Raw genomic sequence first — 22,802 nt, forward strand, 5'->3', positions numbered from 1 at the left:
CATGGCCACGACTCAGACCGTGACCCCATCCATCAAGCGAGAGCGTCGCGCCAACCTGCGTCGCAATGCCTTCTATCTGGTGCTGATCGCGATCGGCCTGGTGGCGCCTTTCTTCGCCTATCCAGTGTTCCTGATGAAGGTGTTGTGCTTCGCCCTGTTCGCCTGCGCCTTCAACCTATTGCTGGGCTATGCCGGCCTGCTCTCATTCGGCCATGCGGCGTTCCTGGCTACCGGTGGCTACGTGACAGGCTACCTGCTGTCGAGCTATCCGGCGCTGACCCCGGAAGTGGGCATACTGGCAGGTACGGCCGCCGCCGTGGTGTTAGGGGCCATCTTCGGTGCCTTGTCGATCCGACGGCAGGGCATCTACTTCGCTATGGTCACCCTGGCCTTGGCACAGTTGGTGTTCTTCTTCTACATACAGGCGCCCTTTACCGGCGGCGAAGATGGCCTGCATGGCGTGCCGCGCGGCGAACTGCTTGGCTTTATCAGCCTGAGCAATAGCCTGGCAATGTATTACTTCGTCTTTGCGGTCTTCCTGTTCGGCTTTGCCCTGATCCAGCGTACCGTGCACTCGCCGTTCGGCCAGGTACTCAAGGCGATCCGCGAGAACGAGCCGCGTGCCGTTTCGCTCGGCTACAACGTCGATGCCTACAAGCTGGTGGCGTTCATCCTCTCTGCGGGCCTGGCCGGCCTGGCCGGCTCCACCAAGACGCTGGTGTTCCAGCTCGCCTCGCTGACCGATGCCCATTGGCACATGTCAGGCGAGGTGATCCTGATGACGCTGCTCGGCGGCGTTGGCACGCTGTTCGGTCCGATGGTAGGGGCAGGGCTGGTAGTCAGCCTGCAGCACTTGCTTGCGCAGTCGCCACTGGGCAACTGGGTGGGGCCGATCCTGGGCGCCATTTTCGTTCTCTGCGTGCTCAGCTTCCGCAGCGGCATCGTGGGCGAGGCAGTGAAGATGTATCGCAAGAACTTTAAGTAACGATTGGCAAGCCTCTTCCTGGCGCCCTGCGGGGTGCCTTTTTTATTCCCTCGTCAACGAGCAGGCTTGCTCCAGGCTGGCGGGTAGATGCTCGACCAGGTAATCGACGAACTGGCGCACCTTGGCGGCATGCTGGCGATGCCTTGGCATGACCGCCCACACTCCCGCATCGCGGCACTGAAAGCTGGAGAGCACTTCGATCAGCTCGCCGCTGGCAAGATAAGGCATGACGTAATAGTCGGGCAGTTGCGCCAACCCCAGCCCCTTGAGCGCCGCATCCAGCAGCGCGAGCCCCGAATTGGCCTGCCAGGGTCCTTGCACGCGAATATCGCGGTGCAATCCCTCGATGTCGAAGCGCCAGTGGTCGCGGGTACCGATCAGGCAGCGGTGATGCATGAGTTCCGCTACCGAGTGCGGCTGCGAGATGCCCTGGAAGTAAGCGGGGGACGCGACGACGTATTCGTGCCGCTCGCACAGGCGGCGCGCCACCAGCGTTGAGTCCTGCAGCGTACCCATGCGAATGACCACGTCGTAGCCTTCGTCGATCACGTTCACCTGACGGTTGGTCAGGTGAAGGCGCATCTCGAGCTGAGGGTGCAGGCGCAGGAAGTCATTCACCAGGGGGGCGAGGAAACGCTCGCCGAAGGTAGTGGCACAGCTGAGGCGAAGTACGCCGTGGGGCAACTCCTGCAGGCTCTGCAAGGCGTTTTCGGCTTCGCGAAAGCCGTCGAGCAGTTCGCGGCAGCGCGCATAGTAGCGTTCGCCGGCATCGGTAAGGTGAATTTGACGTGTGGTGCGGTAAAGCAGGGGCAAGCCAAGCTCTTGCTCGAGCTGGGCCACCTGTCGACTGATATGTGAATTGGAAACTTGAAGTTGTCGTGCCGCTGCGGCGAAAGTGCCAAGACGGACGACTTCCACGAAAGCCTCGATGCCATCCCAGTGAGCCATAGGCACCCCATTATTGCTCATTTGGAATAATGTTGTGTCGCTGTTTCTATATCATCATAACCTTGGCCACACCTAGACTGATAGGGATCGATACAAACTGGATAGCAAACCATCAGGAGAACTGCATGAAGTCGCGTGCCGCTGTTGCTCTCGAAGCAGGCAAGCCCCTCGAGCTCACCGAAATCGATGTCCAGGATCCCAAGGCCGGTGAAGTGCTGGTACGCATCGCCGCGACCAGCGTCTGTCACACCGATGCCTTCACTCTCTCCGGCGCCGACCCGGAGGGGCTGTTTCCTTCCGTGCTCGGCCACGAGGGCGCCGGCATCGTCGAGGCTGTGGGCGAAGGGGTCACCAGCCTCCAGCCCGGCGACCATGTCATCCCGCTCTATACCGCCGAGTGCGGCAAGTGCAAGTTCTGCCGATCGGGCAAGACCAACCTGTGCCAGGCGGTGCGCGCCACCCAGGGCCAGGGGCTGATGCCCGACGGCACCTCGCGCTTCTCGCTCGACGGCCAGATGCTGCACCACTACATGGGCTGCTCCACCTTCAGCGAGTACACCGTGCTGCCCGAAGTCTCGCTGGCCAAGGTCTCCAAGGAAGCACCGCTGGAAAAGATCTGCCTGCTCGGCTGCGGCGTGACCACCGGCATCGGCGCGGTGCTCAACACCGCCAAGGTCGAGCCGGGCTCCACCGTCGCCGTGTTCGGCCTGGGCGCCATCGGCCTGGCGGTGATTCAGGGCGCGCAGATGGCCAAGGCCAGCCGCATCATCGCCATCGACGTCAATCCCGACAAGTTCGAGCTGGCGCGCCAGTTCGGCGCCACCGACTTCGTCAATCCCAAGGAGCACTCGGACCCGATCCAGCAGGTAATCGTCGACCTGACCGACGGCGGGGTCGACTACTCCTTCGAGTGCATCGGCAACGTAAACGTGATGCGCTCGGCGCTGGAGTGCTGCCACAAGGGCTGGGGCGAGTCGGTGATCATCGGCGTGGCCGGGGCCGGCGAGGAGATATCGACGCGGCCGTTCCAGCTGGTCACCGGCCGGGTGTGGCGCGGCTCGGCATTCGGCGGGGTGAAGGGGCGCAGCGAGCTGCCCGGCTACGTGCAGCGCTACATGGACGGCGAGCTCAAGATCGACGAGTTCATCACCCACGAGATGCCGTTCGAGAAGATCAACGAGGCGTTCGAGCTGCTGCATGAAGGCAAGAGCATTCGTACCGTGCTTCGCTTTTGACAGACGCTTGGTGCCGCGCGGCTGACATACGTGTCCGCAACAGTGCGTAGGGCCTGGTAAGCTGCCCGTTGAGGGTGACCGTAAGGAGACCGACCATGACCATGACCGAGAATCTCGAGCCGGTATCGAGCAACAAGAGCTTCGGCGGCTGGCACAAGCGCTACCGGCATCGTTCGCGGGCGCTGGATTGCGAGATGGAGTTCGCCATCTATCTGCCACCTCAGGCCGAGACCGAGCGCGTACCGCTTCTGTGGTGGCTGTCGGGGCTGACCTGCACCGACGAGAACTTCATGCAGAAGGCGGGGGCGCATCGTGTGGCGGCTGAGCTCGGCATTGCCATCGTCTGTCCCGATACCAGCCCGCGAGGTACTGATCTCCCGGGCGAGCACGATAGCTATGACTTCGGTTCGGGGGCGGGTTTCTATGTCAATGCCACCCAGGAGCCCTGGAAACAGCACTATCGGATGTACGACTACGTGGCCGAGGAACTGCCCTCGGTGGTGCGCCAGCATTTTCCGGTCAATGGCCGGGAAGCGATCAGCGGCCACTCGATGGGGGGACACGGTGCGCTCACCCTGGCGCTGCGCCGCCCGGGGCATTACCGCTCGGTGTCGGCTTTCTCACCCATCGTCAATCCCACCCAGTGCCCTTGGGGCCGCAAGGCCTTCCGCGAATACCTGGGCGACGATCCCGGTTCCTGGACACAGTACGATGCCTGCGAGTTGGTGGCCAAAGGCGCCTCGAGCCAGCATCTCTTCATCGACCAGGGAGAGGCGGACCAGTTCCTGGAGGAGCAACTCAAGCCAGAGCGCCTCGAGGCGGTGTGCGAAGAACACGATCACCCCCTGACGCTGCGTCGTCAGCCGGGGTATGATCATAGCTATTTCTTCATCGCCACCTTCATCGAGGATCACCTGCGTTACCATGCCGAGCATCTCCACAAGCGCTGAGCGCTCCATCCGCCAGGGTGGTGCATGATCCGGGACTTGTTGTATCGCGCGCTACGTTGGGCGGCCCTTGTCGGGGCCGCCTTCGTCGTACTGTCCATTATCATGGTGATCTTGCTGCGCTTTGTGCCCGTATACGGCTCCATGGTAATGCTCGAACGCAAGGTCGAGGCGTGGGCGGCCGGTGAATCTCTGCCCATCCGGCATCAGTGGCGCCCTTGGGAGGAGCTCTCCGGCCATGCCAAGCTCGCGGTGATCGCCGCCGAGGATCAGCGCTTTGCCGTTCACCATGGGTTCGATGTGGACGAGATGCGCCGGGCCTGGGAGGCGAGCCGCAACGGGGAGCGCCTGCGTGGGGCCAGCACCATCAGTCAGCAGACCGCCAAGAACCTGTTCCTGTGGACGGGACGCAACTGGGTGCGCAAGGGAGTCGAAGCCTGGTTCACCGTGCTGATCGAGGCGCTGTGGCCGAAGCAGCGTATCCTCGAGGTCTATCTCAATATCGTCGAGTGGGACCATGGTGTGTTCGGCCTGGAGGCTGCCGGCCAGCACTACTTCGGGGTTTCCGCCGATCGCTTGAGCGAGGTGCAAGCCAGCCGCCTGGCGGCGATCTTGCCCAATCCCAGGGCCTGGGACGCCAGCCGGCCTGGGCCACACGTGGCAAGCCGCAGCCAATGGATTCGCCAGCAGATGCGTAACCTCGGTGGGGCAAGCTATCTCGAACAGCTGTCGAGTGATTGAAGGAGGCGCTTGTCAACCGGTTCGGCCAACGCTAGCGGCGTGCCGCGAGAACCACGCCCAGGATGGTAATGGCCATACCGACCAGTGCCATCGGCGGCAGGCGTTCGTCGAACAGCAACCAGGCCTGTAGCGCCGTGACAGGCGGCACAAGGTAAAAAAGGCTGGCTACGCGCGAGGCTTCGCCGCGCCGAATCAGCGCCATCAGCAGCAGAATGGCAGCGATGGAAAGGACCAGTACCAGCCAGCCCAAGGTCAGCATGAAAGTCGGTGTCCACTCGATGTGGCGCTTTTCGAGCAGCAGGGCACCGAGGCCGAGCACTGCGCTGGCGGAGAGATACTGCACTACCGTGCCCGAGAGCAGCGGCATGCCGGTGCAGAAGCGCTTCTGGTAGAGCGTGCCCAAAGTAATGCCCGCCAGGGCGACGAGGACGCAAGCCAGGGCAGCGAAACCGAAGCCCTGGAACAGGGCGGCACCCGGATCGAGCTTACTGCCCAGTACCATGGCGATGCCGGCCAGCCCCAGGGCCAACCCAAGCCATTGGACGGCAGTGATGCGCTCGCCCAGCAGCGGGCCTGCCAGAGTGGCAGTCAGCAGCGGCTGCAGGCCGACCAGTAGCGCCGTTAGGCCTGCCGGCATGCCTAGATAGATACCGTAGAACACACCGCCCAGATAGGCTGCATGGACCAGCAGGCCTGATACGGCAATATGTCCTCTCAGTCTCCAGCTTGTCGGCCAACCGCTCCCCATCAGTTTCACCAGAGGAGCCAGCAGGGCGAGCGTCAGCACGAAGCGAACGAACAGGAAGGTGAAGGGCTCGGCGTGGGGCAGGCCGAACTTGGCGCCAATGAACCCGGTACTCCACAGAGCAACGAACAGCACCGGCATGCTGGCCAGCAGCGCGGCGTCGAGACGAGAGTTGGCGGACGACGTCATGAAAGCGGTCCTTATGCACAGACAATCGGGCTGTTGAAGATACGTGTTCGGCGGAACGGGCGAAAGCTAGCAGGTTAACTTTTTATCGAAGCGTTTCGGCTATGAGGTGTATAGCCTATGATTTTTTACGTTATGTAACATAAAAAACTGAACTCCATTCGTTCCCTTCCGTCAGACTTCCTACATTCACAGCAACACCCCTTGGAGGTATTCATGCAACGGATGACTGCACTGTTCTCGGCCGCCCTGCTCGCCGCCGGGTTGATGACCGTACAGGCGCACGCTCAGCAGGAGCCCGCCCAGGATCCTGCCGGCCAGCCGCAAGCGCAGGCACCCGCACAGGACTTCTCCGATGATCAGCTGCAGCAGTTTGCCGATGCCTCCCAGGAAATCGCTGTGATTTCGCAGGAGTACACCGAGCGTCTGCATGCGGCCGAAGACGAGCAGACCCAGCAGGAAGTGCGCATGGAAGCCAACGACAAGATGGTCGAAGTCGTCGAGGAGAATGGCCTCGACGTGGATACATTCAACGCCATTGGTCATGCGATCCAGCAGGATCCTGAGCTGATGCAACGCGTGCAGCAGATGGCCGAGCAGTCGTAAATCGATCTGCGCCATCCAAGCGAGAAAGGCCACCCGCGGGTGGCCTTTCTTGTGTCGGGAGTCTATGGCGCTCTACCCTCAAGGGTATGATGGTTGCTTAGCATCGCCAGTGGAGCCTGACAGGACATGGACGCGGAACTACTCGAAATTCGGCAGCACATGGGGCGCTTTCCTCCCTTCGATGTCCTCGACGATGAGCTGTTGGACAGCGTGGCCGGGCAGGTCGAGGTGAGTTATTTCAAGGCCGGCTCCGACATACTCCAGCTCGACCAGGAACTTCATGAGCTTTGCTATATTCGTAGCGGGGCGGTGGAGGTTCGGCGGCGTACGGGTGATCTCTACGATCGTCTGGGCGAGGGCGACATCTTTGGCCATTTCAGTCTGCTGAGAAACAATCGGGTGCGCTTTCCAGCCCGCGCGTTGGAAGACACCCTGATCTACCACATCCCCGAGACGGTCTTTCAGCACCTTTGCGAAGCCGACGAAAATTTCGCCGATTTCGTAGAGCTGGAGCGCCCGCGGCTGGAAGCGGCGGTGGAGGAGCACAAGAAAGCCAACGACATGATGATCACACGGGTACGCAAGCTGCTTACGCGCTACCCGGTGATGGTTGAAGCGGGTGCGTCGGTACAGGAGGCGGCACGCCAGATTACCGAAGCCCAGGCCTCGGCGGCGTTGATTCTCGACGAGCCGGACGGCGACCCGCGGTATACCTTCGCCGACAGCGAGGATCGCCCTTGGCGCCTACGCGGCATCCTGACCGACAGCGATTTTCGAACCCGTATCGTGGCAGAGGGGCTATCGCCGGATACGCCCGTGGGCGAGCTGGCGAGCGGACGGCTGATCACCATCCAATCGGACGAGTCGGTGCACGAGGCCATGCTGTGCATGCTGCGCAATAACATCCACCATTTGCCGGTGCTGTATCGGCGCCGTCCGGTGGGGATCGTTCATCTGTCCGATATTATCCGCTACGAGACCCACAGCAGCCTGTATCTTGTCAGCAATATCTTTCATCAGTCCAGCATCGAGGGGTTGGCTCGGTTGGCGCCCGACGTGCGTGCCGCATTCATGCGCATGGTGGAGGAGGGGGCCAACTCGCAGATGGTTGGGAGCGCCCTGTCCACCATCGGCCGCAGCTTCGTGCGTCGCCTGCTGGAACTGGCCGAGGAAGCGCTGGGGCCGCCGCCAGTGGCGTACTGCTTCATGGTCAATGGATCCATGGCGCGCAACGAGCAGACCGTCGTCACCGACCAGGACAATGCCCTGATTCTCGCCGACGATTTCGAGCCAGCGCAGCACGATGCCTATTTCCTTGCCCTGGCACAGTTCGTCAGTGATGGCCTGGCGGCCTGCGGCTATGCCTACTGCAAGGGCGAGGTGATGGCGACCAATCCCCAGTGGCGCCAGCCCGTGTCGGTCTGGAAGCGTTATTTCAACGAGTGGATAGAGTCGCCGACACCGGAGCGGCTACTGCACTGCTCGATTTTCTTCGATCTCGACAGCGCCTATGGCGAGGAAGCGTACGTCGAGCAACTGCAGGATGTAATTGCCACAAAGGCGCCGGATAGCCCCCGCTTCCTGGCCGCCATGGCACGTAACGCATTGAATCGAAAGCCACCGCTGGGCTTCTTTCGTACCTTCGTGATGGAGAAAGATGGCAAGCACAATAATTCGATCAATCTCAAGCGCCGGGGAACGGCCCCGTTAGTCGATCTGATCCGTGTCCATGCGCTGGCTTGCGGCTCGCGTGCCCAGAACAGCTTCGAGCGGCTGGACGACATCGCCGCCACACAACTGCTGGCTCCAGGCGTCGGCGACAAGCTGCGCTACGCCATGGAGCTACTCTCCATGGTGCGGCTACGTCATCAGGTCTTCGACCTGCAGCATGAGCATGAGCCGGACAACAACATCGAGCCGGAAAACGTCGCCGACAATGAGCGCCATCACTTGAAGGATGCTTTCCAGGTACTGAGCCATGCTCAGAAATTCTTGAAATATCGCTATCCGGTGCCGGCACACTCTGGCCGAGCGCGCTGAGCCATGCTATCTCATCGATTGACTGCGCGCTCGCAGGGACACGAGTGGCCCTCCTACCTGCAGCGCCGGGCGGCGGAAGTACAAGATCCTTCGCTGCAGGCGTTCTTCGCAGCGGGCTGTCCCGCTCCAGAGACACCCATCGGCGAGGCGCCGCTGGTGGCCCTGGACCTGGAAACCACCGGCCTCGACGTGCAGCGACATGCCATCGTCAGCATCGGCCTGGTTCCCTTTAACCTGAGCCGAATCCCTGTGGCCGAGCGGCGCTACTGGGTGGTGCGCCCCAGCCGCCCGCTGTCCGAGACCTCGATAACCTATCACCACATCACGCACTCTGAAGTGGCCCAGGCGCCCGACCTGGAAGAGGTCCTGCCCGAGCTGCTCGAGGCACTGGCGGGGCGGGTCGTCGTGGTGCACTTCCGACACATCGAGCGACCCTTTCTCGATGAGGCGATCAAGGCGCGGCTGGGAGAGGGGATTCGGTTTCCGATGATCGATACCATGTCGCTGGAAGCCCGGCTGCATCGGCTTTCGCTGTGGTCGCGCCTGAGGCGCTGGATGCGGCGGCCACCCGTTTCGATACGCCTGGGCGACAGTCGTCGGCGCTATGGGTTGCCTGATTACCAGGGGCACCATGCCATGGTCGACGCACTGGCAACGGCCGAATTGTTCCAGGCTCAAGTGGCGAGGCACTACGATCCCACGCATCCTGTCAGCGCGCTATGGACCTAGCCTCATAGCCAGAGCTCGGCGAAAGTGTCGCCATCCACGGGGCGGCCGAAATGAAAGCCTTGAACCCCGGTACAGCCCAGCGCACGCAAGGCCTCGGCCTGTTCAGCGGCTTCGACGCCTTCCGCCACCGTCAACATGCCCAGGGTTTGGGCCATGGCAATGATGGTGGCGACGATGGCGTGATCATGGCTGCTCTTGAGCATGTCCTGGACGAAGGACATGTCGATCTTCAGGGTGTCGGCGGCAAAGCGCTTGAGGTAGGACAGCGATGAGTAGCCCGTGCCGAAGTCGTCAATCGCCAGGCTGAAGCCCGCCTTGCATAGCGCTCGGGTGATGCGCACCGTCTGCTCGGGGTTGCGCATCAGGCCGCTTTCGGTGAGTTCCAGCCCCAGCTTGCCGGGGGCAATGCGTGTGGCGATACGCTGGATGTGTTCGGCCAGGCGCGGGTCGTCCATTTGCTGGGCCGAGACGTTGACACTCAACCGACCGGGGAATGGCTTGCCCTGGCGCTCCCAGGTCATGAGCTGCAGACAGGCAGCTTCCAGTACCCATTCGCCCAAGGCACAGATGAGGCCTTGCTCTTCCGCCAATGGGATGAAGGTACCTGGGCTGACGTGGCCCAGAATTTCGTCATGCCAACGGCATAGGGCTTCGGCGCCGGTCAGCTTGCCTGTCTTGAGACTGAACTGAGGCTGGAAGGCTAGCGATAGCTTGCCCTTGGCCAAGGCTTCGCTGAAACGTAGCTGCAGCAGCTCATGCTGGTGGAGCTCGTCCGCCATGGTGGCCGTGAAGAAGCGGGTGCGGCTACTGTCCCGTTTTGCATGATTGAGCGCGATACTGGCGTGCTGGAACAGCGATTGGGCATTGTCGGCATCGCGGGGGAACAGCGCTGCGCCGACACTGGCGGAAATCGAGAAGCTGCGTTCCGACAACTGGATCGGTGCAGTGAGACTGTTGCGATAACGCTCGATGGCGTGAGCCATGGCAGCTGGCCGGGTATCGGTGAGCAATACCATGAACTCATCACCCCCCAGGCGGGCGACGAACTCTCCTGGTTCGGCCTGGGCACCGAAGCGACCGGCAATCTCGGCCAGCATCAGGTCACCCAGTTCGTGTCCCTGGGTATCGTTGATCTGGCGGAAGCGTTGCAGGTCGAGATAGAGCAGCCCCAGGCTGTTGTCACGCAAACGGGCCTGCTCGCAGGCTTCCTCCAGCCGTTCCATGAAGTAGCGTCGGTTGGGTAAGCCCGTGACGCTGTCCCAATAGATGAGCTGCTGAATACGGTAGTCGCTGCTGCGTCGCTTCTCTTCCTCTGCCCGCCGCGCCATCTCGGCGCCTGCCTGGGTGGCGGCAATGCGCAATACTTCCGAGGCATAGGCGGCCAGCTCGAGAGGATGGCTGGAGAATACCGCGAGCAGGCCGACAAGGTGCCCTTGTGGCGCGCGTAGCGGAATGCCTATGTAGCTATCGACTTCGAGCTCCTGAAGCATGATGTCGTCCGGAAAGCGTTGACAAACGCCGTCGGAAAATTGGCAAATTTGGTCATTCAACACGTGCTCGCACGGCGTGCCAGCCAGGGCATATACCGACGTAGGCTGAAGCGAGCCCTTCGACCAGAAGGCGACGGTCCTGATGGAGGCACTATCGGAAAGCAGCTTTCCGATGAGCACATGCTCCCCATCAAGGATCGTGGATAGGCGTTCGACCAAATGATCGAACGCTTGGGGAGTGCCGGCCTTGCCCAAGCCATCGGCGAGCAGACGAAAGGCGTCTTCGGGGGCCATCATGGGCGTAGAACGGCTCCTTAAGCATAGTTGTAATGATCTACTCGAAATATGCCCGAAGCGCTAGCGCGTTACTAGTGGCTGTTAGGCGTATGAAACGCTTGACGATTGAGCATTTTTCAGCCTGCAGTCGAGGCTCGTTGAGGTCGCCCGGAAAAGCAAGCATATTTCAGGCAAGCTCGAGGAGGGAGTCGTCAACGACAGGCAGCCCTCGGGCCGCCTGTCGTTCGTCAATTGCCGGTCAGGTGCGCGGCTCGCTCATCAAGCCTTTGACGATGGCATAGCAGCCGACCAGGAGCACCAGGGTGAAGGGCAGCCCCGTCGACACGGCCATCGCCTGCAGGGCGGCGAGACCGCCTCCCAGCAAAAGGGCAATCGCGATGACACCCTCGATGACGGCCCAGAACACGCGCTGTGGCTTGGGGGCATCGACCTTGCCCCCAGCGGTAATGGTATCGATCACCAGCGAACCGGAATCCGACGAGGTGATGAAGAACACCACTACCAGCACAATCCCCACGAACGAGGTGATGGCGGTCAACGGCAGCTCGCCGAGCATGACGAACAGCTGCAGCTCGAGGGCCGCGTCGCGCACGCCCTCGAAGCCGTCGCCAGCCAACTGATCGATGGCGGTGCCGCCAAAGGCGGTCATCCACAGTACCGAGACCAGCGAAGGCACCAGCAGTACGGCGATCAGGAACTCGCGCACGCTGCGTCCACGACTCACGCGTGCGATGAACATGCCGACGAAGGGCGACCAGGAGATCCACCAGGCCCAGTAGAAAGCGGTCCAGCCCTGGCTGAAGTTGGCATCCTCACGGCCGAAGGGGTTGGACAGCGCCGGTAGGTGAACGGCATAGGCGCCCAGGTTCTTGAAGAAGCCGGTGAGGATCATCACGGTCGGTCCCACCAGGATGACGAACAGCAGCAGCAGTATCGCCAGGCCCATGTTGATTTCCGAGAGTCGGCGCACGCCCTTGTCCACCCCGGCCAGGATCGACACGATGGCGACGGCGGTGATGCCGAGTATCAGCAGCACCATGGTGGTATCTCCCTCGGGCAAACCGAAGAGAAAGGTCAGCCCGGCTGAGGCCTGTGAGGCCCCAATCCCCAGTGAGGTGGCCAGCCCGAACAGGGTGGCGAATACCGCCAGGATATCGACGATGTGCCCAGGCCAGCCCCATACCCGCTCCCCCAGTATCGGGTAGAAGATCGAGCGCATGGTCAGCGGCAGCCCCTTGTTGAACGAGAAGATGGCCAGCGCCAGTGCCACTACGGCATAGATCGCCCAGGGGTGCAGGCCCCAGTGGTAGATGGTGGCGGCCATGCCCAGGCGCGCTGCGGCTGCTGGGTCGCCTGCGGCGGCACCGAGCGGGGCCCAGTCAGTGCGCACGCCATCCTCGACGGTGGTACCGCCCAAGGCTGAACCGAAATGAGACATCGGCTCGGAGACACCATAGAACATCAGGCCGATGCCCATGCCGGCGGCAAACAGCATGGCGAACCAGCCGGTGTAGCTGAAGTCCGGCTTGGCATGCATGCCACCAATGCGCACCTTGCCCAGCGGCGAAACGATCAGCGCCAGGCACAGCAGCACGAAAACGTTCCCGGCCAGCAGGAAGAACCAGTCCAGATTGGCGGTGAGCCAGTCGCGTACGGCTGAAAAAAGCGGCTCGACCTGGTCCTGCAGGGCAAGGGTCAAGACCACGAAGAACACCGTGACCAGAGCCGAAATGGTAAAGACCTTGCCGTGCAGGTCTATGCTGAAGCCGAGCTTGTCGGTGGCCAGGTTATCCTGTCCGATTACGTAATCGGTATCGATCAGATTGGCCGGTCCTTCCGGCGCTGGCACGCCTTCCGAGGGTTCGGCCTCCTTGGCGCGTTCGTCGCGAGAATCGTTATCCACGTTACGCTCTCCCATTGAAACGTCGAAGATGTGATGGCAATGAAATGAAGACTGTCAGGAGCGGGGTGGCCTGATCAGAAAAACCGAGGCATTGGTATGGGTGGCGATCTTGCCACCGTGAGACGGCATGATGACGTCGAGATGCTTCGGTGGGTGGGTCAGCATGACCACGAGATCGGCGCCCACGTCATCAATCGCCTTGATCAGGAGGTCGTCGAGATCGGCGACCGGATCCGAGCTGCTGATGGTGTGAGCGCTGACGGGCTGGCCATGCGCTGATGCCTGCTGCTGGGCAAACGCCTCCAGCTTCTGCTGGTATTCCTCCGGTGTCCTGGCCACGCTGCTTGGTGCGCTGGAGGTTACCCCGACATAGCAGACCTCGGTCTGATAGTGCCGGGCCAGATCGGCCACGGCTTGCAGGGAAGGCTCGAGGACCTTCAGGTGGGCAAGATCGACAGGAACCATGATTTTGCTATACATGTTCGTGCTCTCCTGATTTACGTGATGTCGGCTGTTCGACGAGACGTACGCGGGTGCACGTATGGGACGTTACACAACGTCAGTGTGGCGGCTTTGGCGTGTGACGCCAGTCCTGGAACCGACGTCCCAGAGCGTATCAGCAGCATTTATTATGTGAACAAGTATTGTACGCATGTGAGGCGACGCTGCCGAGTCTGTCCTTTGTCCAGGCTGCCGATATTCAGCGTAACGTAAGGTTTTTCTTTGGGTAACCGCGAGTTACCCGATATTCCTGCTCCTGTCCCATCTATCGTTCAACGCTATTTGAACTCTGCGGGGATTGCGGTTACTGCCTGGAAAGGAATAGGGTCATGGTATTCCGATAAGAACAAGGACCAGCCTGTAAGGAATGCAACCTCCTTCGCTTTCGGTTGGCCATTAGTGGGAACCCTGCATGAACGAAACCCTGCAACAAGAACGCAACGACAACGCAAGGGAAGCTGAACACGAGACGGATACGCACTTTGCCCGTTTCATCGACGTACAGAAGAGCTACGACGGGGTCGAGCTGGTCGTCAAGGGCTTCAATCTCGACATTCATCGTGGCGAATTCGTCACTCTGCTGGGTCCATCCGGGTCGGGCAAGACCACTTGCCTGATGATGATGGCGGGCTTCGAGACCCCTACCCACGGCCAGATTCTGCTCAAGGGCGACCCGATCAACGACCTGCCTCCGCACAAGCGTGGCATCGGAATGGTCTTCCAGAATTACGCTCTCTTCCCTCATATGTCGGTAGCCGAGAACCTCGCCTTTCCTCTTGAGGTTCGCCACCTTTCAAAAGCCGAGACCAAGCGCAAGGTCGATCGCGCGCTGGCCATGGTACGCCTGGAGGATTTCGGCGACCGGCGGCCGGCACAGCTCTCCGGGGGCCAGCAACAACGCGTCGCCCTGGCCCGAGCGCTGGTCTTCGAGCCCGAGCTGGTGTTGATGGACGAGCCATTGGGTGCACTCGACAAGAATCTGCGCGAAGAGATGCAGTACGAGATCAAGCGTATCCATGCCGATCTGGGCGTCACCATGATCTACGTGACCCACGATCAGACCGAAGCCTTGACCATGTCCGATCGCATCGCCGTTTTCAACGATGGCATCGTGCAGCAGCTTGCCAGCCCCGAAGTGCTATACGAAGCGCCCGAGAATGCTTTCGTTGCCAATTTCATCGGTGAGAACAATCGACTTTATGGTGAAGTGACCGAAACCATAGGCGACAGATGCCAGGTCCGTCTCGACAGCGGTGAGACGGTGCTGGCCAAGGCCGTCGCCGCGGGCAGTGTCGGGGCACGCACGACCCTTTCCTTGCGCCCGGAGCGCGTCAGTATCATAGCGGATGAGGCCGACGAGACTTTCGACAACCGCTTCCGAGCCGAGGTCAAGGAGGTGATCTATCTTGGCGATCACCTGCGCACCCGCGTCAACGTTTGCGGAAACGATGAGTTCATTCTCAAGGCACCCAATGCGAAGGGATACGCTTCGCTGATGCCGGGGCAGTCGGTCGATATCGGCTGGTCCAGTAGTGACTGTCGGGCACTCGATGCCTGATGCGCTTCAACTTGAAGCTGTGTCAATAAGTACAACAAGTGGAGATAGAAGATGAAACGCGATCACAAGCAAGCAGGGAAACCGGTTCTCAAGCTGATCACATGTGCCGTGGCGGGAGCATCGGCCCTGGGCCTGGCAAGCGTGGCGCAGGCGCAGCAGACACTGAATATCGTCTCCTGGGGCGGTGCCTATACCATGAGCCAGCAACAGGCTTACCACGAGCCGTGGATGGAGCAGACCGGCGACGAGATCATCAACCTCGACCGCAGCGGCAACGCCCTGGCCGGCCTGCGCGCACAATCGCAGGCGGGCAACGTGACCTGGGACCTGGTCGACATGCTGCCGGCCGATGCCATGATTGCTTGTGCCGAGGGCCTGATTGAGCCGCTGAATCACGATGAACTGCTGGCGGATGCGCCGGACGGCACGCCGCCGAGCGAGGACTTCGTCGACGGCGCCTTGGGCGAGTGCTTCGTGGCCTCGATCGTCTATTCCAACATCGTCGCCTTCAACTCCGAGATGTTCCCCGAGGACAAACAGCCCAGCACCATCGCCGATGTCTTCGACCTGGAGAACTTCCCCGGCAAGCGCACCCTGCTGCGCAAGCCGATCAACAACCTCGAGTGGGCGTTGGTCGCTGACGGCGTGGCGCCTGAAGACGTCTACGACGTGCTCGAGACGGAGGAGGGCATCCAGCGCGCCTTTGCCAAGCTCGACACGATCAAGGACGAGGTCATCTGGTGGGAGGAGGGCGCTCAGCCGCCGCAGTTGCTCGCCGATCAGGAAGTAGCCTTCGGCTCCGCTTACAACGGCCGTATCTTCAATGCCATGGTTACCGAGGACCAACCCTTCGAGATCATCTGGGATGCACAGGTATTCGAGCTGGATGGCTGGGTGGTCCCGACCGGCAAGCTCGACAAAGTGAAGGACTACCTCCACTTCGCCACCGACACGCAGCGGCTCGCCGACCAGGCCCAGTACATCTCCTACGGCCCGGCGCGCTACTCCTCCTCGGACCTGGTTTCGGTCCACGCCGAGGCGGGTATCGACATGATGCCGCACATGCCGACATTCCCGCCCAACTTTGCGACTGCCATCCAGAAGGACGACGAATTCTGGGCCGACTACAACGACGAACTGACCCAGCGCTTCGACGCCTGGCTGGCCCAGTAAGACCCGCCGTCGCCCGGGAGTTCCCGGGCGACGGCCTTCGTCATCGCGTTTTCCAATCGCTTCCTTTGCTAGATGGAGAGGTCTGAGTGTCCCAATCGCCCTCTGTACCCCTGACCACCGCGGATGGCGTGCCGCTCAAGACCAGCCTGCGGCGCGCCGTGCGGCGCTCGAAGGTCAAGGCCTTCCTGCTGGTATCGCCGTTGCTGCTGTTCCTGGGCATTGCCTTCGTCATGCCGATCGTCGAAATGCTATGGCGCAGCGTCGACAACCCCGAAGTCTCCACTCAGCTGTCGCGCACCGTCGCTGCCCTGGAAGGTTGGGACGGCGAGTCGCTGCCCGGCGAACCTGTATTTGCCGCTCTTGCCGAGGATCTGCGTGAGGGGCAGGAAGCGCGCAACCTGGGGCTGTTGTCGAGCCGGCTCAACTACGAGAAGTCGGGCATGCGCTCGACGATCAGCCGGACGGCACGGCGCATCGGCCGCGTCGAACCGCCTTTCCGGGAAGCGCTGATCGAGATCAACGACACCTGGGGTGAGCTCGATACCTGGAAGCTGATCCAGCGTGAGGCAACTCCCTACACGCTCTCCTATTACTTGGCGGCGGTGGACCTCCAGCTCTCGCCGACGGGCGAGATTGTTCAGGTACCGGACCATCTCAAGGTGCACGTCGGGCTGTTCTGGCGCACCTTCTGGATGAGTGCAATGATCACTGGCCTGACGCTGCTGCTCGGCTATCCGATCGCTTTCCTGCTGACGAACCTGCCGCTGCGCCATTCGAACCTGTTGATGATTCTGGTACTGCTGCCGTTCTGGACCTCGCTGCTGGTGCGTACAACCACCTGGATCGCCATTCTGCAGTCCCAGGGCGTACTCAACGATGTCATGGTCGCCCTTGGCGTGATTGCCGACGAGGCACGCTGGCAGATGATTCATAACAAGGCCGGCACCATCATTGCCATGACCCATATTCTGCTGCCGTTCATGATCCTGCCACTCTATTCGGTGATGAAGACCATTCCGCCGAGCTACATGCGTGCGGCTCGCTCATTGGGTGGCAAGCCTTTCCTGAGCTTTCGGCGAGTCTACTTCCCACTCACTATTCCTGGCATAGCCGCCGGGGGCATTCTGGTGTTCATCCTGTCGATCGGCTACTACATCACGCCTGCGCTGGTGGGGGGACAGTCAGGGCGCTTCATCACCAACTACATCGCCTATCACATGCAGACCTCGCTCAACTGGGGGCTGGCCGCAGCCATTGCCTCGATCCTGCTGTTCGTGGTGATTGTCTTCTACATGATCTTCAATCGCCTTATCGGCGTCGACAAGGTCAAGCTGGGGTAATCCGATGGCCATTCCTTCCTACGCAACTCGCGGCGAGCGCATCTGGCATTACGTCTTCCTGGGCATCTGTGCGCTGATCTTCCTTTTCCTGGTGGGGCCGCTGCTTATCATCATCCCGCTATCGTTCAATGCGGAGCCCTACTTCACCTTCTCGGAGAAAATGCTCAGTCTCGACCCGGCAGGCTACTCGCTGCGCTGGTACGCGGATTTCTTCACTTCCAGCGCCTGGCTCAACTCGATCAAGAACAGCTTCATCATTGGTATTGCCTCGACGATCCTGGCCACGATCCTGGGTACGGTTGCCGCGCTGGGGCTCTCCAACCGGCACATGCCCGCACGCGGAGCGATCATGGCGCTACTGATTTCACCGATGATCGTCCCGCTGATCATTTCCGCAGCGGCCATGTTCTTCTTCTTCTCCAAGGTCAACTTGGCGCAAACCTACCTTGGCGTGATCCTGGCGCATACCGCTCTTGGCATACCGTTCGTTGTCATCACCGTGACGGCGACCCTGTCGAGCTTCGATACGACCTTGATCAAGGCGGCACACAGCCTTGGCGCCAACCCCACACGTACCTTTTTCAAGGTGGTGTTGCCGCTGGTGACGCCGGGCGTCGTATCCGGTGCCCTGTTCGCCTTCATCACTTCCTTCGACGAGGTAGTGGTAGTGCTGTTCATCTCCGGGCCCGCGCAGACCACCATGCCGATTCAGATGTGGTCGGGTATCCGTGAGCAGATCAGCCCGACGATCCTGGCCGTGGCCACCATGCTGGTGCTGCTTTCCATGCTGCTGCTGACGACGCTGGAGCTGTTGCGGCGGCGCAGCGAGCGATTGCGGGGAATCACGCCGGAATAGCGCATCGGCGCTTCGACACTCGGTACAAAAGAAAAGGGGGCACCAATCGGTGCTCCCCTTTTCGTTGTGGCGTCATGTCACAGCCAAGCGAAACCTGAGCGCTGTGGCAGAGCTAGCCATGTGTCAGTTTGCTCCACAGCAAAGCCAGGCTTGAAAGGTAAGGGTTAAAACCTTCTTTTTTTGTAAGCAATTATTTTAACGCATTTTTTTATTTTTTTTGCAAGAGATGGCGCGACCTATGCTAAGTGAGTGGAGAGGACGAACCAACCCAGGGAGAGACCCACATGAGCCAAGACAAGCGTGCAAGCAGATCTGCCAGGCGAATGACTGCCTTGGCCTCAGCAGTGGCTGTAGCGTTGGGAACGCTGTCACTCGCCGGTTGCGGCAATGAGGATGAGGAGCTCCCGCCGGTCGAGGAAGAGCGTCCCACCATGGAGGAACAAGGTTCGCCGATGCAGGACGCTACGTCTGATCCGGGTATCGATCAGACCGATACGGCTGCCGGGGATGGAGCTGCAGAGCCTGAGTCTGGCGTCGAGGAGAGTCTGGAGGGCTCGGGTTCGACAGAGTCCGGCGACGAGGCTTCCAATAGCGATGCAGCTACTGGTGACGAAACCACTGGCGACGTAGCCCCCGAAGAGGATCCGCTCCCTGAAGCCGAGCAGGAACCGATCACTGGCCAACAACCTGAAGGGCAGCAGCCCACTATGGAAGGTAGCCAGGATGAGGGGTCCCCTGAAGATGAGGAAGAGCAGCAGGGTGGCACCTAACCCGTCACCCGTTGATTCAAGTGCCGTCATCGAAACGCGTTGAGGGCAAGAGGCAGGACGCCCATTTCATGCGCCGCAAGGCGATCTTCCAGGAGGTGGAAAGTATGATGTCCAAGGAATTTCTGAAGAAGCTCGGCGTCATTGGCGTGACCATGGGTCTGACTGCAAGCCCGTTGGCCTTGGCGCAGCAGACACAGCAGGACGAATATCAGACGCAGCCGAACGCAGAGGATCCTGCCATTCCGGGGGCCGAAGCCGATCCGGGGATGCATCAGAATCCGGGTATGCAGCAGAATCCGGGTATGCAGCAGGATCCGGGCATGCAGCAGGACCCAGGCATGCAGCAGGCTCCGGGCATGCCGCAGGATCCGGGCATGCAGCAGGATCCTGGCATGCAGCAGGATCCGGGCATGGAACAGGCTCCGGGCATGCAGCAAGAGCCTGGCATGGAGCAGCAGCCAGGCACTGAAGCCGCACCGGGTACCGCAGTGCCTGGCGCGCAAGACGACCCCGGCTTCGGCCAGGGAACCGAGGCGGTGCCGGGAGAGGAACCCGAGTACGAATACGAGAACGAGGAAGAAGAGTGGGACTATCCGGAGGATGAGAACGACGACGCTTCTTGATTCTCCGCGGTATTGGTCCCTGCCGAGCGGTTGGGGCCAGAGGAGTAAGACCGACGCAAGGATGCGTCACCTAAGCATGACGCGGCGCAATCGGCTGACGGCCCGCCACCCTCCCCCCTTGCACCGTCAGTCGGATTGCATGGCGTGCTTCGCCCCCGAGCTCCCACGGGGGCTTTTTTATGCCTGCAATAACGGCGCAAGGAACAACGCGCATGCTACTCCTCTTCGAGGCGGCGATATAGGGTGCGCCTGGCGATGCCGAGAATGTCGGCGGTGCGTCGCTTGTTGCCCCCCGTTGCCTCAAGCACTTTCTGGATATAACGCTTTTCGACCTCTTCCAGGCTAGGCCAATTCTGCTGGCCGCTGGTAACCAGCGACTTGCCAGTCTCGACCTGGCGGGTCCCACGCTGATCGAGGCCATGCTGGCGAATGCGCTCCGGTAGGTCGGTGTGGCTGAGCACGCCGTCTTCCGTCAGGGTCACGGCGCGCATGACGGCATTCTCGAGTTCGCGTACGTTGCCGGGATAGGGGTAGTCCAGCAGGGTCTGCAGGGCCAAGGGTTCGATGCGCTCGATGCTCTTGTCCTGGGCGCCGGCGTGCTTTTCAATCATGGCGGAGATCAGCCGCTCGATATCCCCTTGACGTTCACGCAGGGGGGGAATGCGAAGCGAGAAGGTTTCCAGGCGGTAGAACAGGTCGCTGCGGAAGTTTCCCTCCTCGATCTCCTGCTCCAGGTCGCGATGGGTGGCGGCAATGATGCGGACGTCCACCGCTTCCTCTCGCTCGGCACCGACAGCCTTGATCGTCTTTTCCTGCAGTGCCCGCAGCAGCTTGGCCTGCAGGCCGGGCGACATTTCGCCGATCTCGTCGAGAAAGAGGCTGCCGCCATTGGCCGCCTGGAACAGGCCCTGGCGCGAATCGCTGGCGCCGGTAAAGGCGCCTTTCACGTGGCCGAAGAATTCACTCTCCATCAGCTCCGAAGGGATGCTGGCACAGTTGATGGCCACGAAAGGCTTATCGGAGCGCGGGCTCTCGGCGTGAATGGCGCGAGCCAGCAACTCCTTGCCGGTACCGCTCTCGCCGAGTATGAGAATCGGCGCATCGCTCTTGGCCAGTCGGGCCGCATCGTGGAAGAGCGCCTGCATCGTCTCGCTCTCACCGACGATGCCATGGAAGTGTCCCGTCGGCTCGTCCTGGTGCAAGCGTTCGGCCAGGCGCCGGTTCTCCAGCACCCGAAAAACCGCTTCTCCCACGCTCTCCAGATCCAGCGGCTTGGTGAGGAAGTCGTCGGCACCGATCTTCAAGGCCTCGACGGCCTGGTCGATGGTGCCGAAAGCGGTGATGATGATGAATCCCAAGCGGCTACCTTCATGGCGCAATTGTTCGAGCAGCTGCATGCCGTTCATGCCGGGAAGGCGGACGTCACTGATCACCAGGGCCACTTCGCTGTGGCTCAGGGTCACGACGGCTTCCTCGGCGCTGCCGACGCCTAGCGTCTGGTAACCGGTTTCCTGAAGCTCCTCTTCCAGCAGTTCGAGAATGGCGGCGTCATCCTCGACGATGAGTATCGGAAGGTCGGTATGGCTGTGGCTCCCTGTCACGTGGCAGTTCCTCCTTCATCGGCATCGTTCAGTGGCAGTCCGATTTCGAAGCCGGCTCCCCCCAGTTCGCTGTCGAACACCCCGACGGTACCGCCGTGGTCGTTGATGATTCGGTGCACCATGGAAAGCCCCAGACCGCTGCCCTGGCCAACGGGCTTGGTGGTGAAAAATGGATCGAAGACCTTCGCTTTGTCCTTGTCGACGATACCCGAACCGTTGTCTTCCACCCATAACGTCAGCCAGCCCTCCTTCTCCTGTGCTCTTATGCGCACACGGCTGACTTCCTTGGCCTGGGCAGCGTTGCGTAGAAGATTGGTCAATACTTGGACCAGCTGCTGGCCGTTGGCCAGCAGCTGGGAAGAGGACGGGGCCAGGTCGGTTTCGAGCCGGATGGCGTTCTGCTCGAAGTCCTCCTCGACCAGTTCGTGTGCCGTGTCGACGAGCTCGGTCAGGTTCAGCGACTCTTTTTCGACATTGTGGCGGCGCCCCAGCTCCATCAGCTGGCGCACGATTTCAACGATACGCTCCACCTCGCTGCGGATTCGCCCCAGCCTGGCCCGGTCGGCGTCGTTGAGCGTGTCGCGTCGGGACAGCCGCTGGGCCTGCCCATTGATCACCGTGAGCGGTGCGCCGATCTCGTGCGCGACCCCGGCAGCCAGCACCCCCAGTTCGGCGAGCTTCTTCGACTTGCGCAGGCGCTTCTCGAGTTCGATCTCCTTGCGCTGGCGCGCCTCGATGTCGGCATCCTTCTCGGCCATGGCATCCAGCATGCCGTTCAGGGCCACGGCGAGGCGTTCGTACTCCTGCGGTCCTTTGGCTTCGGCGCGCTGGCCCCGGTCGCCGGACTCGACGCGCTGCATGACGGTAAGCAGGCGTTCCAGCGGCCGCTCGATGTGTCGCCGAAAGCCCCACCAGATGCCCAGCACGATACCGGCCGCACCGATGACGAACGCCAGCAGGGCCAATTGACTGAGAAACCCGGTGTAGTTCTCGACGCCCGTGTTGAGCCGATTGACCTGCAGTACGCCTTGCACCTCGCCAGTGGCCGAAAGCAGCGGTTTCAGCGCCGAGTAGTAGTGCCAACCCTCGTGCTCGCGGTAGGCGGCTCGCATCTCGCCATCTTCGGCCACTTCGCGAATGGTCTCGGGGCTGAACAGCGCCTGACCCAGCCCCAGGCCGTAGATTTCCCGACCACTGGCGTCGAACACGTAGGCGCCGTAGATGCGGTGGAACGAGAAGGCGGAGTAGAGCGACTCCTCGAGAGGCTCGGTAGCGTTGCGCGCCATGGCCTGGCTCAGGGTGGTGCCGATCACGTTGGTGATGACCTGGACCTCCCGCTCCAGGCGATTGCGCACGTTGTCCTCCAGTGACTTGATGGCCACCAGGCTGAAGATCAGCAGCGCAAGAAAGAGCGGTGCAATGATGGTCAGAAGTATGAGATTGCGTAGGCGCATGGCGGCTCGTGGACGGTGGTTGACGATTATTGCCGTGGCGGACTGCGGGACCGGCGCCGCGCCGGGAATCAAGC

At 61.3% G+C, this 22,802-nt stretch carries 20 protein-coding genes; 13 read left to right on the forward strand and 7 right to left on the reverse strand.

From position 1 onward, the window contains the following. The first annotated feature begins 1 nt into the window (after window position 1). Window positions 2-985, forward strand: a complete 984-nt coding sequence (locus tag HNO52_RS04820) for a branched-chain amino acid ABC transporter permease (RefSeq protein ID WP_197568065.1) — start codon at window positions 2-4, stop codon at window positions 983-985. A 42-nt stretch (window positions 986-1,027) separates the two neighbouring features. Here the strand turns inward: HNO52_RS04820 and HNO52_RS04825 are convergent, their stop codons facing one another. After that, window positions 1,028-1,933: a LysR family transcriptional regulator gene (locus HNO52_RS04825; RefSeq protein ID WP_197568066.1), complete on the reverse strand. Its 906-nt coding sequence runs from the start codon at window positions 1,931-1,933 to the stop codon at window positions 1,028-1,030. Between the two features lie 125 nt (window positions 1,934-2,058). Between HNO52_RS04825 and HNO52_RS04830 the strand changes: the two genes are divergently transcribed. The 3 genes from HNO52_RS04830 (at window position 2,059) to mtgA (ending at window position 4,856) form a co-directional block, all read left to right on the forward strand. Beyond that, window positions 2,059-3,168 (forward strand): S-(hydroxymethyl)glutathione dehydrogenase/class III alcohol dehydrogenase, encoded by a 1,110-nt coding sequence (locus HNO52_RS04830; RefSeq protein WP_197568067.1) that lies wholly within the window; start codon window positions 2,059-2,061, stop codon window positions 3,166-3,168. A 95-nt stretch (window positions 3,169-3,263) separates the two neighbouring features. Then, window positions 3,264-4,118 carry an S-formylglutathione hydrolase gene (fghA, locus tag HNO52_RS04835; RefSeq protein WP_197568068.1) on the forward strand — a complete coding sequence of 285 codons (855 nt, stop codon included), beginning with the start codon at window positions 3,264-3,266 and terminating at the stop codon, window positions 4,116-4,118. A 24-nt stretch (window positions 4,119-4,142) separates the two neighbouring features. Beyond that, on the forward strand, window positions 4,143-4,856 hold the full coding sequence (gene mtgA, locus HNO52_RS04840; RefSeq protein ID WP_197568069.1) for a monofunctional biosynthetic peptidoglycan transglycosylase: 714 nt from the start codon (window positions 4,143-4,145) through the stop codon (window positions 4,854-4,856). 31 nt (window positions 4,857-4,887) lie between these two features. On the opposite strand, the gene HNO52_RS04845 is transcribed toward mtgA, so the two are convergent. Further along, entirely contained in the window at window positions 4,888-5,790 is a 903-nt protein-coding gene (locus tag HNO52_RS04845; RefSeq protein WP_197568070.1) for a DMT family transporter, read from the reverse strand. Window positions 5,791-6,003: 213 nt separating this feature from the next. Between HNO52_RS04845 and HNO52_RS04850 the strand changes: the two genes are divergently transcribed. From HNO52_RS04850 to HNO52_RS04860, 3 genes are all read left to right on the forward strand, one after another. After that, the gene (locus tag HNO52_RS04850) at window positions 6,004-6,393 is read left to right on the forward strand and encodes a DUF4168 domain-containing protein (RefSeq protein ID WP_197568071.1); all 390 of its coding nucleotides are present in this window, start codon (window positions 6,004-6,006) and stop codon (window positions 6,391-6,393) included. Window positions 6,394-6,519: 126 nt separating this feature from the next. After that, the gene (locus HNO52_RS04855; RefSeq protein ID WP_197568072.1) at window positions 6,520-8,433 is read left to right on the forward strand and encodes a DUF294 nucleotidyltransferase-like domain-containing protein; all 1,914 of its coding nucleotides are present in this window, start codon (window positions 6,520-6,522) and stop codon (window positions 8,431-8,433) included. 3 nt (window positions 8,434-8,436) lie between these two features. Further along, window positions 8,437-9,162, forward strand: coding sequence for a 3'-5' exonuclease (locus tag HNO52_RS04860; protein ID WP_197568073.1), 726 nt, complete (start codon window positions 8,437-8,439; stop codon window positions 9,160-9,162). Between the two features lie 2 nt (window positions 9,163-9,164). Here the strand turns inward: HNO52_RS04860 and HNO52_RS04865 are convergent, their stop codons facing one another. The 3 genes from HNO52_RS04865 to HNO52_RS04875 form a co-directional block, all read right to left on the reverse strand. Further along, the gene (locus tag HNO52_RS04865) at window positions 9,165-10,949 is read right to left on the reverse strand and encodes a putative bifunctional diguanylate cyclase/phosphodiesterase (protein ID WP_197568074.1); all 1,785 of its coding nucleotides are present in this window, start codon (window positions 10,947-10,949) and stop codon (window positions 9,165-9,167) included. Window positions 10,950-11,187: 238 nt separating this feature from the next. Beyond that, window positions 11,188-12,867 carry a BCCT family transporter gene (locus HNO52_RS04870; RefSeq protein WP_197568075.1) on the reverse strand — a complete coding sequence of 560 codons (1,680 nt, stop codon included), beginning with the start codon at window positions 12,865-12,867 and terminating at the stop codon, window positions 11,188-11,190. 39 nt (window positions 12,868-12,906) lie between these two features. Then, a complete protein-coding gene (locus HNO52_RS04875; RefSeq protein WP_197568076.1) occupies window positions 12,907-13,332 on the reverse strand; it encodes a universal stress protein in 426 nt (141 codons plus the stop codon). Between the two features lie 433 nt (window positions 13,333-13,765). Between HNO52_RS04875 and HNO52_RS04880 the strand changes: the two genes are divergently transcribed. The 6 genes from HNO52_RS04880 to HNO52_RS04905 all read left to right on the forward strand — a co-directional run bounded on the left by HNO52_RS04880 (window position 13,766) and on the right by HNO52_RS04905 (window position 19,673). Next, a complete protein-coding gene (locus HNO52_RS04880) occupies window positions 13,766-14,911 on the forward strand; it encodes an ABC transporter ATP-binding protein (protein ID WP_197568077.1) in 1,146 nt (381 codons plus the stop codon). A 51-nt stretch (window positions 14,912-14,962) separates the two neighbouring features. Next, entirely contained in the window at window positions 14,963-16,084 is a 1,122-nt protein-coding gene (locus tag HNO52_RS04885) for an extracellular solute-binding protein (RefSeq protein ID WP_197568078.1), read from the forward strand. Window positions 16,085-16,170: 86 nt separating this feature from the next. Beyond that, on the forward strand, window positions 16,171-17,424 hold the full coding sequence (locus tag HNO52_RS04890; RefSeq protein WP_232090569.1) for an ABC transporter permease: 1,254 nt from the start codon (window positions 16,171-16,173) through the stop codon (window positions 17,422-17,424). 4 nt (window positions 17,425-17,428) lie between these two features. Beyond that, a complete protein-coding gene (locus tag HNO52_RS04895; RefSeq protein ID WP_197568079.1) occupies window positions 17,429-18,280 on the forward strand; it encodes an ABC transporter permease in 852 nt (283 codons plus the stop codon). 284 nt (window positions 18,281-18,564) lie between these two features. Further along, entirely contained in the window at window positions 18,565-19,050 is a 486-nt protein-coding gene (locus HNO52_RS04900) for a hypothetical protein (protein ID WP_197568080.1), read from the forward strand. A 68-nt stretch (window positions 19,051-19,118) separates the two neighbouring features. Further along, window positions 19,119-19,673, forward strand: a complete 555-nt coding sequence (locus HNO52_RS04905) for a polyadenylate binding domain-containing protein (RefSeq protein ID WP_197568081.1) — start codon at window positions 19,119-19,121, stop codon at window positions 19,671-19,673. 215 nt (window positions 19,674-19,888) lie between these two features. Here the strand turns inward: HNO52_RS04905 and HNO52_RS04910 are convergent, their stop codons facing one another. Next, window positions 19,889-21,274, reverse strand: coding sequence for a sigma-54-dependent transcriptional regulator (locus tag HNO52_RS04910; RefSeq protein WP_197568082.1), 1,386 nt, complete (start codon window positions 21,272-21,274; stop codon window positions 19,889-19,891). Continuing rightward, complete coding sequence (locus HNO52_RS04915; RefSeq protein ID WP_197568083.1) at window positions 21,271-22,728, reverse strand: sensor histidine kinase; 1,458 nt, start codon at window positions 22,726-22,728, stop codon at window positions 21,271-21,273. The genes HNO52_RS04910 and HNO52_RS04915 overlap by 4 nt, the downstream gene beginning before the upstream one ends. Window positions 22,729-22,802 lie beyond the last annotated feature (74 nt).

Source organism: Halomonas sp. MCCC 1A13316, from assembly GCF_014931605.1.
GTDB lineage: Bacteria > Pseudomonadota > Gammaproteobacteria > Pseudomonadales > Halomonadaceae > Halomonas.